This is a genomic window from Paucibacter sp. JuS9 (assembly GCF_044043925.2).
Lineage (GTDB): Bacteria > Pseudomonadota > Gammaproteobacteria > Burkholderiales > Burkholderiaceae_C > JAUASW01.
Genome location: NZ_CP194172.1, coordinates 744771 through 758374 on the forward strand (window position 1 = coordinate 744771; position 13604 = coordinate 758374).

Annotated in this window: 11 protein-coding genes; 8 read left to right on the forward strand and 3 right to left on the reverse strand. The window is 66.8% G+C overall.

The window, feature by feature from the left end; all coding sequences use genetic code 11:
* Nucleotides 1-3: 3 nt before the first annotated feature.
* The 4 genes from lpdA to ABT392_RS03235 all read left to right on the forward strand — a co-directional run bounded on the left by lpdA (nucleotide 4) and on the right by ABT392_RS03235 (nucleotide 6710).
* Nucleotides 4-1809, forward strand: coding sequence for a dihydrolipoyl dehydrogenase (lpdA, locus tag ABT392_RS03220; RefSeq protein WP_395386629.1), 1806 nt, complete (start codon nucleotides 4-6; stop codon nucleotides 1807-1809).
* 517 nt (nucleotides 1810-2326) lie between these two features.
* The gene (locus tag ABT392_RS03225; RefSeq protein ID WP_464970905.1) at nucleotides 2327-3661 is read left to right on the forward strand and encodes an NTP/NDP exchange transporter; all 1335 of its coding nucleotides are present in this window, start codon (nucleotides 2327-2329) and stop codon (nucleotides 3659-3661) included.
* Nucleotides 3658-4782: a Rossmann-fold NAD(P)-binding domain-containing protein gene (locus ABT392_RS03230; RefSeq protein ID WP_395386627.1), complete on the forward strand. Its 1125-nt coding sequence runs from the start codon at nucleotides 3658-3660 to the stop codon at nucleotides 4780-4782. Before ABT392_RS03225 ends, ABT392_RS03230 begins: the two co-directional genes overlap by 4 nt.
* A 53-nt stretch (nucleotides 4783-4835) precedes the next feature.
* Nucleotides 4836-6710, forward strand: a complete 1875-nt coding sequence (locus tag ABT392_RS03235) for a hypothetical protein (RefSeq protein WP_464970906.1) — start codon at nucleotides 4836-4838, stop codon at nucleotides 6708-6710.
* Between the two features lie 9 nt (nucleotides 6711-6719).
* On the opposite strand, the gene ABT392_RS03240 is transcribed toward ABT392_RS03235, so the two are convergent.
* On the reverse strand, nucleotides 6720-7304 hold the full coding sequence (locus ABT392_RS03240) for a hypothetical protein (RefSeq protein ID WP_395386625.1): 585 nt from the start codon (nucleotides 7302-7304) through the stop codon (nucleotides 6720-6722).
* Between the two features lie 77 nt (nucleotides 7305-7381).
* On the opposite strand from ABT392_RS03240, the gene ABT392_RS03245 reads away from it, so the two are divergent.
* Nucleotides 7382-8263 (forward strand): BPSS1187 family protein, encoded by an 882-nt coding sequence (locus ABT392_RS03245; protein WP_334278678.1) that lies wholly within the window; start codon nucleotides 7382-7384, stop codon nucleotides 8261-8263.
* Nucleotides 8264-8276: 13 nt separating this feature from the next.
* On the opposite strand, the gene ABT392_RS03250 is transcribed toward ABT392_RS03245, so the two are convergent.
* Nucleotides 8277-8654 carry a hypothetical protein gene (locus ABT392_RS03250; RefSeq protein WP_334278679.1) on the reverse strand — a complete coding sequence of 126 codons (378 nt, stop codon included), beginning with the start codon at nucleotides 8652-8654 and terminating at the stop codon, nucleotides 8277-8279.
* 145 nt (nucleotides 8655-8799) lie between these two features.
* Here ABT392_RS03250 and ABT392_RS03255 point away from each other — a divergent pair, with 145 nt between their 5' ends.
* The gene (locus tag ABT392_RS03255; protein WP_395386624.1) at nucleotides 8800-9978 is read left to right on the forward strand and encodes a DUF3667 domain-containing protein; all 1179 of its coding nucleotides are present in this window, start codon (nucleotides 8800-8802) and stop codon (nucleotides 9976-9978) included.
* A 13-nt stretch (nucleotides 9979-9991) separates the two neighbouring features.
* On the opposite strand, the gene ABT392_RS03260 is transcribed toward ABT392_RS03255, so the two are convergent.
* Nucleotides 9992-10855, reverse strand: coding sequence for an HDOD domain-containing protein (locus ABT392_RS03260; RefSeq protein ID WP_334278681.1), 864 nt, complete (start codon nucleotides 10853-10855; stop codon nucleotides 9992-9994).
* A gap of 166 nt (nucleotides 10856-11021) precedes the next feature.
* On the opposite strand from ABT392_RS03260, the gene ABT392_RS03265 reads away from it, so the two are divergent.
* On the forward strand, nucleotides 11022-11645 hold the full coding sequence (locus ABT392_RS03265) for a transglutaminase-like cysteine peptidase (RefSeq protein WP_334278682.1): 624 nt from the start codon (nucleotides 11022-11024) through the stop codon (nucleotides 11643-11645).
* A 34-nt stretch (nucleotides 11646-11679) separates the two neighbouring features.
* A complete protein-coding gene (locus ABT392_RS03270) occupies nucleotides 11680-13599 on the forward strand; it encodes a bifunctional diguanylate cyclase/phosphodiesterase (protein ID WP_395386623.1) in 1920 nt (639 codons plus the stop codon).
* The last annotated feature ends 5 nt before the right edge of the window (nucleotides 13600-13604 follow it).

The window sequence follows — 13604 nt, forward strand, 5'->3', positions numbered from 1 at the left end:
GCAATGGCACTGATCGAAGTGAAGGTTCCCGACATCGGCGACGTGAGCGATGTGGCCGTGATCGAACTGCTGGTGAAAGCCGGCGACACGGTGAAAGCCGAGCAAAGCCTGGTGACCGTCGAGAGCGACAAGGCCTCGATGGAGATCCCGAGTTCCGCCGCTGGCGTGGTCAAGGAGCTGAAGGTCAAGCTCGGCGACAAGGTCAGCGAAGGCTCGGTGCTCCTGATGCTGGAAAGCGCGGATGCAGCGGCTGCTGCGCCGGCTCCAGCACCGGCTGCGGCTGCGCCCGCAGCGGCCCCGGTCGTTGCACCGACGGCTGCCAGCCACAGCGGCGGCGCCGATCTCGAATGTGATGTCGTCGTGCTCGGCGGCGGCCCTGGCGGCTACTCGGCAGCGTTCCGCGCGGCCGACCTCGGCTTGAAGGTCGTGCTGGTCGAGCGCTATGCCACGCTCGGCGGCGTCTGCCTGAATGTGGGTTGCATCCCGTCCAAGGCGCTCTTGCATGTGGCGGCCGTGATGGACGAGGTCTCGCACATGGCCGACCTGGGCGTGGACTTCGGCGCGCCGACGGTCAACGTCGACAAGCTGCGCGGCCACAAGGAAAAGGTCATAGCCAAGCTGACCGGCGGCCTGAATGCCATGGCCAAGATGCGCAAGGTCACGGTTGTGCGCGGCTACGGCACTTTCCTCGACCCGCAGCATCTGCAGGTTGAAGAGACCACCGGCACGGCGCAAGAGAAGACCGGTGCCAGCAAGACCGTGCGCTTCAAGAAGGCGATCATCGCGGCCGGCTCGGCGGCGGTGCGCCTGCCTTTCCTGCCGAACGACGATCGCATCGTCGACTCGACCGGCGCGCTGGCCCTGGCCGGCACGCCCAAGAAGATGCTGATCATCGGCGGCGGCATCATCGGCCTGGAAATGGGCACGGTGTACTCGACGCTCGGCGCGCGTCTGGACGTGGTCGAAATGCTCGACGGCCTGATGCAGGGCGCCGACCGCGACCTGGTGAAGGTCTGGCAGAAGATGAACGCCCACCGCTTCGACAACATCATGTTGAAGACCAAGACGGTGGGTGCCGAAGCCACGCCGCAAGGCATCAAGGTGCAGTTCGAAACGCTGGAAGGCGTGAAGAGCGAAGGCCTGTACGACCTGGTGCTGCAAGCCGTGGGCCGCACGCCCAATGGCAAGAAGATCGCGGCCGCCAAGGCCGGCGTGGCGGTGACCGATCGCGGCTTCATCAACGTCGATGTGCAGATGCGCACCAACGTGCCCAACATCTTCGCCATCGGCGACATCGTCGGCCAGCCGATGCTGGCGCACAAGGCGGTGCATGAGGCGCATGTCGCCGCTGAAGTGGCTGCTGGTGAATTGCTCGGCGATGCCAAGCTGGCCAAGGCGCAGTTCGACGCGCGCGTGATTCCGAGCGTGGCCTACACCGATCCGGAAGTGGCTTGGGTAGGGCTCACCGAAGACCAGGCCAAGGCGCAAGGCATCAAGGTCAAGAAGGGCCTGTTCCCCTGGACGGCTTCTGGCCGCGCCATCGCCAACGGCCGCGACGAGGGCTACACCAAGCTGCTGTTCGATGATTCCCCTGAGGCCCATGGTCACGGCAAGATCCTCGGCGGCGGCATCGTCGGCACGCACGCCGGCGACATGATCGGCGAGATCGCGCTGGCCATCGAGATGGGCGCGGACGCCGTGGACATCGGCAAGACCATCCACCCGCACCCGACGCTGGGCGAATCCATCGGCATGGCCGCCGAGATCGCGCACGGCAGCTGCACGGATGTGCCGCCACAGCGGAAGTAAGTGATCCACTCGCTGATGAAAGCCCGGACCGGCAACGGTTCCGGGCTTTTTGTTTGATGCGTGGCCCAGGAGGCGGATTTCGGCACATTGCTGCCATTCGTTTTCTTGTTCCTCGGTTGGTCGAAGATCAGGCCACCAGCGGGTTCCCCTGCGCTCGTGTCCCCCGGCCCTGGCTGCGCCAGGTCCTCCTCCTTTACCTCGCTTCGGGAAACCCACTGCCGACCTGATCCGCACCACTGTGGCCTTCGCCTGGTGGCATGCGCAGGTTCGGCCGAGGGTGTCGGGTGAGGGTTTGGGCGAGGTAAAGGAGGAGGATCGGGCGAAGCCCGGTCCGGGGGACAGGAGCACAAGCCCTCACCCGATGGCCTCGGCAGCGCGAACGAGCTTCAACGCGAACGGCTGCAAAGTGCCGAGAGCCGCACATCGATTCCTCAATGTCCCCCGGGGTTTACCCTCCGTGACTAACCGCAAGCCCCGCACCCCCAGCTCTAATCGCCGTCAAACAAGACCGATTGGGATGATGACCGCGACATCAAGACTTCAGAAGCTCGTGCTCCTGCGCCCCGGCGAAGGCCGGGCCTTGCTGTGGGCGGCGGCCTATTTCTTCTTTCTGCTGATGGCGCTGTACCTGCTGCGGCCGGTACGCGAGGCCTTCGGCATTGCCCGCGGCGCCGACAAGCTGCCCTGGCTGATGACCGGCACGATGGTGGTGATGCTGCTGGTCAATCCGCTCTACGCGGCCCTCGTCTCGCGCATGCAGCGCCGCCGCTTCATCCCGCTGGTCTCGCACTTCTTCGCGGCCAATCTGCTGGTGCTCGCAGCGCTGTTCTTCTGGCTGCCCGAGCATGGCGGCACCACGCTGGGCTATGTGTTCTACATCTGGCTGAGCATTTTCAACCTGTTCGTGGTGTCGGTGTTCTGGAGCCTGATGGCCGATGTGTTCACCGAAGATCAGGGCAAGCGCCTGTTCGGCATGATCTCGATGGGCGGCACGCTCGGTGCTGTTGTCGGTGCCGCCGTGACCGAGGCGCTCAGCAGTGGCAGCCTGGGCGTGAAGTTCGAGCCTGCGGCCCTGATGCTCACAGCCGTCATCGGGCTGGAGCTGGCCGTGCTCTGCATGAGCCGGCTGGGCCGCATGTTCCACCTGTCAGAGGCCTCGGATGCCGGCCAGCAGGCGCGCGAGCCGGGGCCTGATTTCAAGGCCGGCTTCAAGGCCATCATGGCCTCGCGCTACCTGCAGGCGATCTGCCTCTACATGCTGCTGTTCACGGTCACCACGACCTTTCTGTACCTGTTCCAGGGCGAGATCGTGGCCAAGACCTTTGCCACCGGCGCGGAGCGCACGGCGGCCTTCGCGCGGCTGGACCTGTGGGTCAATGTGCTGACGCTGTGCACGCAACTGCTGATCACGAGCCGCCTGATCCGCACCATCGGCGTGGCCGGCGTGCTGCTGGTGCTGCCCATCCTGACCACCCTCGGTTTCGGCGCGCTGGCGCTGTGGCCGAGCTTTGCGATGCTGGCCTTCGTGCAGGTGCTGCGCCGGGGTATCCACTATGCCGTGGACCGGCCGGCGCGCGAGATCCTCTACATACCGCTGGGGCCGGAAGAGAAGTACAAGTCCAAGGCCTTCATTGACACCTTCGTCTTTCGCGGCGGCGATTTCCTGGGCGTCTGGGCGCCGGCCTTCTTCAGCGCGCTGGCGGTGCCGGTTTCACTTGCTGCATTGGCATGCGCTGGAGGCTGGGTAACGGTGGCGGCGCGCCTGGGTCGCATGGTCCGGCGGCGGTCGCCGGCCGTGGTTTCTTCGCCCGCCTCTGCGGGCCGGGTTGAGTTCATCAAGGAGCACACATGAGCATCAAGAACAAGAGCTTCTCGCGTCGGCAGGTCCTGCAAGCCGGCGCTGCATTGAGCGGCGCGAGCCTGCTCGGACCGGTGACGGCAGCAGCGCCAGCGCCCAAGCGCATCCTGATCCTGGGCGGCACCGGCTTTCTCGGCCCGGCCATCGTCGAGGTTGCGCGGGCGCGCGGCCACACCCTGACGCTGTTCAACCGTGGCCGCACGCGCCCGGGTCTGTTTCCCGACATCGAGAAGCGCCAGGGCGACCGCGACCCTCTGAAGGGCGAGGGCATCAAGTCGCTGGAAACCGGCGAATGGGACGCGGTGATCGACGACTCCGGCTACTACCCGCGCATGGTCGGCGCCTCGGCCGAACTGCTGGCGCCGCGCGTCAAGCACTACATCTACATCTCCAGCATCTCCTGCTACAAGGAACCCAACCCGGTCAACGGCGATGAAGACGCGCCGCTGGCCGTGCTGGCCGACCCCAAGGTCGAGGAGATGGGCAAGAACTTCGAGAACTACGGCGGCCTGAAGGCGGCCTGCGAAGCGGCGGCCGAAAAGGCGCTGCCGGGTCGCACCACCATCGTCCGCCCCGGCTATATCGTCGGGCCGGATGACCCGACCGGCCGCTTCACCTACTGGCCGGTGCGCTTCGACAAGGGCGGCGAGATCGCCGTGCCCGGCGCGCCCACCGACCCCTTCCAGCTGATCGATGTGCGCGACCTGGCCGAATGGCTGGTCCTGATGGTCGAGAGCCGCACGACCGGCAAGTTCAACGCCATCGGCCCCGAGAAGGCGATGACCTGGGGCCGCGCGATTGCCGCCTGCCAGAAGGCCACCAAGGCTCAAAGCACGCTGACCTGGATTCCGGGCGAGTTCATGGCCAAGCAGCAGGACATCGAGTTCCCGATCTGGGCGCCGTACCACGGCGACACCAAGGGCTTCCACACCTGGCAGAACAAGCGTGCGGTGGCCGCCGGCATGCGTTTCCGCCCGATCGAGCAGACGGTGACAGACACGCTGGCCTGGTATCAAGGCCAGTTGAAAGTGGAGAAGGGCCGCGTGAAGATGGCTTTCACGCCGGAGAACGAGGCCGAGATCCTGAAGCGCTGGAAGGCCTCAAAGGCGGGCTGACCGATCGCGCCCAGCAACAATTCGCTCACACGGCGCGGAGAAACTTCGCGCCCATGAGCGTTTTCTCTCCCCTCAAGTCGCGCCTGCCTGGCGCCGTCCTCTTGCTGTTGCCGGCCCTCGTGGGCCTGGCAGCGTCGTCGGCCCGGGCCGAGATCCCGGTGCACTTCAGCGGCGGCGAAGACCGCTGGTCAAAGCTGGTGGCCCAGCAGACCTTGCCGCGCAGCCGCGAAGCCATGGCGGCGTTGGAAGCGTTCGCGCAGGCGCAGTACGGCGTGAAGCTCGACGGCCGCATGCGGCTCCTGATGCAGGCCACGCCCACCGCGGCTGCGCCTGAAGGCGCAGGCAATGCAAGCCTGATTCTCAAGGTCGAGGCCGGCATGGGCGAGGCCGAGCTGCGCCAGCGCGCCTTGGGCCAGCCCTTGCGCCAGGGCATGCTCAGCGTCATCGATGAAATTGCGGGCGGCCAGAGCAAGAAGCTGCCGACCTGGTTGGCTTCTGGCCTGGCCGAGACGGTGAGCCGCCAGATCGTGGTCGGCTTGCAGTTGCCGCCGCTGCCGCCCCATGCGGCCGAGCCGCCTATCAATCGCCCTGAAGGTGTGGATGCCCGCAAGGCCGAGCAGATGGTGCAGGCGGCGCAGCGCAGCCGCCAGAGTCAGCGTCTCAGCGTGGCGGCCCTCGAGGCCTTGCAGCAGCGCCTGGGCGACAGCTTCCATCCGCGCATGAAGGCCTATCTGGAGGCGGCCGCGCGTGATGGCTTTGATGCGGATGCAAGCTTCGCTGCGCAATTCAACATCACGCCCACCGAGCTGCTGGCTTCGATGGAGCAGGGGGCGGCCGCCCAGGCCGAGGCCGGCGAGGACAGGCCGGCACCGCTCAAGCTATCGCTGGCCCAGGTCGATGTGAGCCGCGACAAGCCCGAGCTGCAGCAGGCCTGGGCCGCCTTCATGCAGGCCACCAAGCCACGTGCGCTCGCGCTGGCCAGCGATGGCAATTGGGGCGTTGGCAGCGAATCGCTGCGGCCGGTGGACAAGGCCCTGGAAGCCTGCAAGGGCAAGGGTGGCGCCAACTGCCGCCTGTTCGCGCTGGACGATGAGGTGCTCGCGCGCCCCGACCGCGCCCATGTGGCCGTGCAGATGGGCGGCTATGTCTACGACGATTTCGCCAGGCAGGTGGAGCGTGACTGGCTGGGCCTGGTGCGCCAGGCCAGCGCGCAGTTCGACCGCCTGGTCAACGACGTGCTGAAGGTGCGCCTGGTGCGCGATGCGCGCATCTATGTGGCCGCGGGCGTCAGCGACTACGAGCAGATCCTGCGCGAGGACATGCGCATGCCCGTGGAGCGGGCCGAGCTGCAGGGCGAGGTCAGCGGCGGCCTGTCCAACAGCCGCGGCCAGATCGCGCTGAAGTTCACGCCCAGGCAGAACCGCGCGGCGGCCTATGACATGGCCGTGAAGACCACCCTGCACGAGCTGACGCACGAGCTGCAGAAGCAGCTCGACAACCGGCATGCCGGCTTCAGCCCGCCGGCCTGGCTGCGTGAAGGCACGGCCGACCTGATGGCCTACCTGTTGGCGCCGCAGGTGCGCATCAATGATGCCGAGGCCGAAGCCTTGCGCAACTGGCGCGAGCGCAATCTGAACTGGTGGCGCACCGGCAACAAGACCGGCCTGCAGGCCGACGACATGGTCGACGTGGCGCCGTCCGGCTGGACCCGAATGATGAAAGAGAAGCGTGGCAACTACCAGATGGCCGGGCTGATGAGCATGTATCTGCAGGCCATCACCGGAGAGCGCTTCCTGCCCTCCTGGGTGGCCTACTACCGGCTGGCCGGGCAGAAGGGGCAGAAGCCTGCAGCCGCCTTCGAGCAGGCTTTTGGCCTGGGCGAAGCGGAGTTCCATGCCGACTTCAAGCGCTGGCTCGCGCAGCAGTAGCCCGTGGCACTAGAACGACGGCAGGCTGGCGCAGTTGGCCACGCTCCAGCGGTCGACCAGGATGCGAAAACTCGCGTTCACCTGCACGCGCTGCCATTGCCCCTGTGGCAGTTCGCAAGACCAGTCGCGGCCGCTCGAATCATGAAGTTGCAGAAGGTAGCGTTCTTGCCGCTTGCCCAGCCGCTCGGCGCCCATGCCATCGGCACCGGCGCTGGCCAGCTTCGGGCTGGGCCAGCTGGGCGGTGTCGGCGCCTGGCCTTCGTTGCGAATGCCCCAGCGCCGCCGCCATTGCGGCGAGGTGTAGCGGCAATGCTCGCCGCCGGCAGGCCGTCCGTCCGCGGCCTTGGTCGTCACACGGCGGGCCAGGACCTGTGCGTCCGCCGGCAGTTCATCGCACCAGCCGGAGTTGGTTTCCTGGCCCCGCTGCTCGACCTCGATTTCGTATTGCCAGGTCTTGCTCACCACTTCCACAACGACCCCCCGGGGGCCATAGAGCTTCCAGGCGATGGGCGCCAGCGCGAGGCAGCACAGGCCAAGCAGGGCCCAGCGCAGCGGACGCGGGAGGGTGGCAAGGCGGAAGCGGACGGGACCCATGGCGGCGCATTGTCTACGCAGCGTACCGCTACCATCGGCGCGGCATGGCCACAGCAGTCATGACAGGAGTGTGCTGAATGAAGTCAGCCCGGAAGATTCAAGTGTTGCTGGCGGGCCTGCTGCTCGCAGGCCTGGTGTCGGCGAACGCTGCCGAGCAGCGCCTGTTGATCGAGCCGAAGCAGACGGACGAACGCCTCGCCGCCGGCGAGCCACCGCATCTGGTGGCCTATGACACCGAGAAGGCGCAGGCGCCGCTCTTTGTCTGGCTGCCCGGCACCAATGGCCGTGCATCGCCGGGGCCGCGGCAACTCTTCGACACCGTGCTGCAGCAGGGCTATCGGCTGATCTCGCTGACCTACCTGAACTCGGTGGCGGTGTCGCAGGTCTGTGTCGGCGCCACTTTGCGGTCCCAGCCGTCGTGCGCGGGCCGCATGCGCCAGCACCGGGTCTGGGGCGAGCCGCACACGCGCCTGATCGACGACAAACCAGAGGACGCCATCGTGCCGCGCCTCACACGCCTGCTCCAGCATCTGGCGCGCAGCGATGCCGCCGGCCAGTGGGCGCAATACCTGGACGGCGAGGAGCCGCGCTGGGACCGCATCGTGCTGGCCGGCCAGTCGCAGGGCGGCGGCATGGCCGGCTTCATCGCGCAGACGCGCCGCGTGGCCGGCGTCATCATGTTCTCGGGCGGCTGGGATCGTGCTTCCAGCGGCGCGGACATCGCCGAGTGGTATTCCAGGCAGAGCCTGACACCGCCGCAGCGCTGGCATGCCACCTTCCACAAGGACGAGCCGCAGGCCTCGACCATGGAGCGCATCTACCGCCGCCAGGGCGTGCCGGCAGCGCAGATCCATGCCTTGTCGGAAAAGGTGAGGGAGGGCGGCAATCCGCATGGCGAGGGCATCGCCAACCCGGTCTATCGACCCTTGTGGGAACAGATGCTGAAACTGCAGCCTTGAAGCGCGCGGGGCCTCAGGCGGTTTCGCGGCGCACCTGCTGAGCCTCGCGGCGTTGACGGACACCGTCGGTCACCTGCTTGAGCTGCTCGCCGCGGGCCAGCAGCTCCTGCTGCAGATGCTCGTTGTCGCGAGCCAGCGCCTCGAGGCGGGCGATGGATTCAGCGCTGGCGCCGGCAAGCGTGGTGGTCCAGAGGGGCAGCGCATCGCCCGCACCCTGTGCTGCGGGCTTGCGCAGTTGCCGGGCCACCAGCCACAGCATGCCAAGCACGGCGCCGCTGATGATCAGGGTGGACAGCCAATGGCTGGCCAGCACCGGCATGAGGTCGGCGGCCATTGCCCCGCCGACGGCAATCAGCAGGGCCACGCAGGACAGGGCAAGGCGCTTGAGCATCAGAAACCAAGCTCCGCAAGGGCTAGGGCGGTAAATGAGCGGGCGCATGATAGGCGCAAGGGCTGGCTATGCAAGAGAGTATTTCTCCTGCCCTTGTGCGAGGGCCGATACACTCGCGGCCGTTGAGAAGCGGGGGACCCTGGGCATGAGTATTGAAGTGGCAGGCGAGGTGCTCGCCGAGGCAGTGATCGCCAACGAGCTGGGCAAGTCGGGCGAGGGCGCCAGCGCGCGGCCGCACCAGAGCTGTGCCAACTGCGGCACTGCGCTGACCGGTCGTTACTGCCATCAATGTGGCCAGGTCGGTCATGTGCATCGTTCGTTGCTGCACATGTTCGAGGAGTTCCTGCACGGTATCTTCCATTTCGACACCAAGGCCTGGCGCACCGTGCCGGCGCTCATCGTTCATCCCGGTCGACTGACCCGCGCCTATGTCGATGGTCAGCGCGCCCGGCATGTGGCGCCGCTGCCGCTGTTCCTGTTCATGATCTTCCTGATGTTCTTCACCTTCTCGCTGACCAGCAGCAACGGGACGGACAGCAGCGAGAACACCGACAAGGGTCAGACCTTCGTCTCGACCAAGGCTCAGAAGAAGATTGACAAGAAGATCGAAGCCAGCCGGGCCAGGGTGGCCGAGCTGCAGGCGAGCATTGCCAAGCTCGATGAAAAATCGGACGAGCGCGCTGACCTGGAGGCGGAACTGGTCGAGGAAAAGGCCCGCCTCGAGGGGCTTCAGACGGCTGGGGTGATTGTGCAGACCGGCTCAGCCAGCAGCCCGGTGTCCGGCTCGATCAGCGTTGGGCCGGATTCAGCGGCCAGCCAAAGCAAGAGCGAAAGCAAGCGCGACGACACCAGCGAGGCCGCCATCCACAAGAACCTGAAGGACAACGTGCCGTGGCTTTCCAATGCGGCCTTCGAGAAGAAGATCAAGCATGCGCTCGAGAACAAGGAGCTGGCGCTCTACAAGATGAAGGGCGCGGCGGCGAAGTTCGCCATCCTCCTGATGCCGATCTCGCTGCCCTTCCTGTGGTTGCTGTTCCCGTTCAGCCGCCGCTTCACCATGTTCGACCACGCGGTCTTCTCGCTGTACTCGCTGTGCTTCATGGCCGGGCTGATGTCGGTGCTGGCCGTGCTCGGCGCGCTGGGCTGGACCTTCCTGGTCGTGATGCTGAGCATGTTCGCGCCGCCTATCCACATGTTCGCGCAGCTGCGTGGCACCTATGGCCTGAGCAAGACCACGGCCTTCCTGCGCACGATTGCCCTGCTGTTCGTGGCGCTGTGCTCGCTGCTGGTCTACGGCCTGCTGGTGGTTTACATGAGCATGTGAGAGGGCGAGGCCTTCAGGCCTCGTCGAAGAGCGGACGCAATTGCTCGTCCCATTGCTCCAGCTCTTCCGGCCCGATCTGCAGCCAGTCCAGCGCCCGCTGGCTGTGCAGCTTCCAGTCGGCATCGGCGTCGAGCCCCTCGTGGGCGCGCATCAATTGCTCGGCCACCAGACCGGCGGCCACCAGGGTGTGCAGCTCGGCATGGATGCTGCCGTCACCCAGCGACACGAAATCGTGATGCAGGCGGATGGCGGCCATCAGCTCGGGCGCCATGTTCCAGGCGCGCACCACCAGGGCACCAACCACGGCATGGTCGGTCTTGTGGTTGGCATTTTCGGTGGCGATGAAGGGCCGGTCGATGCGTGCGCCGGCCTCGATCATGGTCGATCCGTAGCCGCGCACGCTTTGCAGCAGCACCGGCATGCCGACATGGCAGAACAGGCCGAAGGTATAGGCCAGGCCCGGAGAGAGCCCTGGCAACTGGCGGGCGATGAAGTCCATCGCGATGGCGCGCTTGGTCGAGCGCTCCCAGAAACGGCCCAGTTGCGGGTTGTTCACCGGTATCGCGTTCTTCAGCAGGAAGCCGGTCAGGATGGCCGCCGTCTCGCGCAGGCCCAGGCGGTTCATGGCCTGGCCGACGGTGGAGCAGGGTTGCCCATCGGCCATGTGTACCGGGCTGTTCGCGGTCCGCATCAGGATGACCGACATCGCCACGTCGGCGCTGGCGATGCGGGACACCTCGTTCAGATCGGGCTCGGCCTGCGCCATCGCTTGTTGCAGGCGAGCCAGAAGCTCCGGGCAGGGCGGGATGACGATCTGGCGCAGCGAACCGCGCGCGCGCGCAGCGTCGATTTCTTCTCGGATGGCTTCAGTTTTCATGCGGGATTTCAGGTCGGGCGCGCGGCCGCGGCGATGGCGCCTGGGTCTTGCCTGTAGAGTGACCGGATTATCGCCAGCCAAGCCTTGGCAGGTCTGGGCGACGGTCAGCGACTTTGGAGGATTCTTGCTCGCTTTGCTTGGGAATCGGCTGCGATCTGCCTGGACCTTGAGCTTTGTCTGCCTCTTGGGGCTGACGGCGGCTCCGGCCTGGGCGCTCGAGCCGGCCCAGCTGATGGACGCGGCCGCCAGGATCGGCCCGCGCGCACCGAGGCAAGCGCAGTTGCTCCTGCAGATGATCGAGCGGGCCCGCCGCCTGGGTGATGGCCCGCGCCTGACCCTGGTCAACAGCTATATCAACCAGCGCATCGCCTTCCATGCCGATCAGGAAGTCTGGGGTCAGCCTGACTACTGGGCCAGCCCGCTGGAAAGCCTCAGCAGGGGCAAGGGCGATTGCGAGGACATTGCGATCGCCAAGTATTTCAGCCTCGTTTCGGCCGGCGTGCCGGAGTCGCGCTTGCGCATGGTCTATGTGCGCGCCATGCTGGACGGCAAGCCCGAGGCGCACATGGTCTTGGCCTACTATGCGCAGCCGGAAAGCGTGCCGCTGATTCTGGACAATCTGCAGGGCGAGGTGAAGGCGGCTTCGCAGCGGCCCGACCTGGCGCCGGTGTTCAGTTTCAATGCCGAAGGCCTGTGGCAGGGTGTGGGCCAACGCAACACCGGCGACCCGTTGACGCGGCTGTCGATGTGGCGCGAGCTGCTGGCCAAGGTGCGGGCCGAGGGCTTCTGATGATGACCGACAACATCAACACGACGGGAACAAGATGTCGCTGATACGCCAGATGTGGATGCTGCTGGTGGCCGTGCTGCTGCTGGCCTTGGCTGGCAGCGTGGCGCTTTCCACCGCCTCCCTGCGCGAGCTCCTGCAGGCGCAGCTGCAGATGAAGAACAGCGACAACGCGCAATCGCTGGCGCTGGCGCTCTCGCAGCAGCAGGGCGACGCGGCGCTGATGGAACTGGCGATCTCGGCGCAGTTCGACACCGGCCACTACCAGCGCCTGGTCCTGCGCAAGCCCGACGGCAACGTGGCCCTGGAGCGCAGTGCCTCGGCCAAGCCTGCACAAGCGCCGGCCTGGTTCGTATCGCTCGCGCCCATCACGGCTGCGCCGGGCGTGGCCCAGGTCAGCAATGGCTGGAATGCCATCGGCACGGTCGAGGTGCAAAGCCATTCGTCCTATGTGCATGACGAGCTCTGGCGCAGCAGCCTGCGCATGGCACTTCTGCTGACAGGCCTCGGCGCTGTCGCCGTGGCCTTGGCGCTGGCTGTGCTGCGCCGCATCCGCCGGCCGCTGGATCTTGCCGTGGCGCAGGCACAGTCGGTGGTGGACGGCCAGTTCGCCACCGTGGCCGAGCCCAGCGTGCCCGAGCTCAAGCGCCTGACGCAGGCCATGAACACCATGGTCTTGCGAATGAAGGGCTTGTTCGATGGGCAGGCCGAGCAGCTTCAGGTCTTGCGCCAGCAGGCTCATTGCGACGCCTTGACCGGCCTCTCGCACCGCAGCCATTTCATGGCGGAGCTGGAGTCCGCCCTGGCGCGCGATGAAGGCCCGGTGGCCGCCGGCCTGATCCTGCTGCGCTTGCGCGACCTGGCCGGCCTGAATGAACGTCTGGGCCATGGGGCCGTGGACCAGGCCTTGCTGGCAATTGCCCACGCCCTGCAAACCTACCCTGAGCGGGTTCCGGGCTGCCTGGTTGGCCGACTGAACGGCGCCGACTTCGCGCTGTGGTTGCCAGCCGCGGGTGTTGCGCAAGACAGCGCGTCAGCCATTGCCGACGCGTTGCGGGCCAGCCTGCCCGCTTTCGGCCATGGCCTGCAGGTCGCACTGGGCGCGGCGGAGTTGCCGCGTTCGCGCGGGTCCAGCGCCTGGTTTGCGGCCGCCGATGCTGCCCTGGCTCGGGCCGAGGCGCGCGGCGGTTTCGCCGTCGATTCATCAACCGAGCAGCTGCCCGAGGCCTTGCTGCAAGGCGAGCGAGCCTGGCGCGCCCAGATCACCGAGGCGCTGCGGGAACGTCGTGCGCGGCTGCAGGAGTTCCCGGTGCTGGACCGCCAGGGCGTGCTCCTGCATCTTGAATGCCCGCTGCAGATGCAGATGGAAGCGCGTGCTGAATTCCAGCCCGCCGCCCGCTGGCTGCCGCTCGCGGCTCGCAGCCGCTTGACTGCCGAGGTGGACTTGCTGGCTGTCGGCATGGCGCTGGAAGCGATTGCCCGCGATGGCCAGCAGCGCTGCGTCAACGTGGCGCCGGCCTCGCTGCTCGAAGGCAGCTTTGTTGCGCACTTGCGCGAGCTGGTGCTGCAGGCACCCGTTGCGGCGCGCAAGCTGGGCCTGGAGCTGGCAGAGGGCGCTGCGCTCCAACATTTCGAACTGCTGCAGGAGCTGGGCCGGCAACTGCGGCCGCTGGGCGTCAAGCTGGGCCTGGAGCATTGCGGCGCCGGCCTCATGCAGGTCGAACGTCTCTACCAGGCCGGCCTGGACTACGTGAAGCTCGACGCCTCGGTGCTCTCGGGTGTGTCAGGCGACGCGGCCCGCGCCGCCTTCGTGCGCGGCCTGGTCATCATGCTGCGCAGCCTGGCCCTGAAGGTCTACGGCGAAGGCCTGCAGCAGGCGATGGACGTGCAGGCCTTGTGGGACTGCGAGCTGGACGGTGTGACCGGGCCGTGGGCAACGGCCCAGTCACGGGCCTGAAGCCA

Excerpts from the sequence above, each read along its gene's own strand:
- lpdA (WP_395386629.1), top strand. The coding sequence starts at position 4 with ATGGCACTGATCGAAGTGAAGGTTCCCGACATCGGCGACGTGAGCGAT.
- ABT392_RS03225 (WP_464970905.1), top strand. The coding sequence starts at position 2,327 with ATGATGACCGCGACATCAAGACTTCAGAAGCTCGTGCTCCTGCGCCCC.
- ABT392_RS03230 (WP_395386627.1), top strand. The coding sequence starts at position 3,658 with ATGAGCATCAAGAACAAGAGCTTCTCGCGTCGGCAGGTCCTGCAAGCC.
- ABT392_RS03235 (WP_464970906.1), top strand. The coding sequence starts at position 4,836 with ATGAGCGTTTTCTCTCCCCTCAAGTCGCGCCTGCCTGGCGCCGTCCTC.
- ABT392_RS03240 (WP_395386625.1), bottom strand. The coding sequence starts at position 7,304 with ATGGGTCCCGTCCGCTTCCGCCTTGCCACCCTCCCGCGTCCGCTGCGC.
- ABT392_RS03245 (WP_334278678.1), top strand. The coding sequence starts at position 7,382 with ATGAAGTCAGCCCGGAAGATTCAAGTGTTGCTGGCGGGCCTGCTGCTC.
- ABT392_RS03250 (WP_334278679.1), bottom strand. The coding sequence starts at position 8,654 with ATGCTCAAGCGCCTTGCCCTGTCCTGCGTGGCCCTGCTGATTGCCGTC.
- ABT392_RS03255 (WP_395386624.1), top strand. The coding sequence starts at position 8,800 with ATGAGTATTGAAGTGGCAGGCGAGGTGCTCGCCGAGGCAGTGATCGCC.
- ABT392_RS03260 (WP_334278681.1), bottom strand. The coding sequence starts at position 10,855 with ATGAAAACTGAAGCCATCCGAGAAGAAATCGACGCTGCGCGCGCGCGC.
- ABT392_RS03270 (WP_395386623.1), top strand. The coding sequence starts at position 11,680 with ATGTCGCTGATACGCCAGATGTGGATGCTGCTGGTGGCCGTGCTGCTG.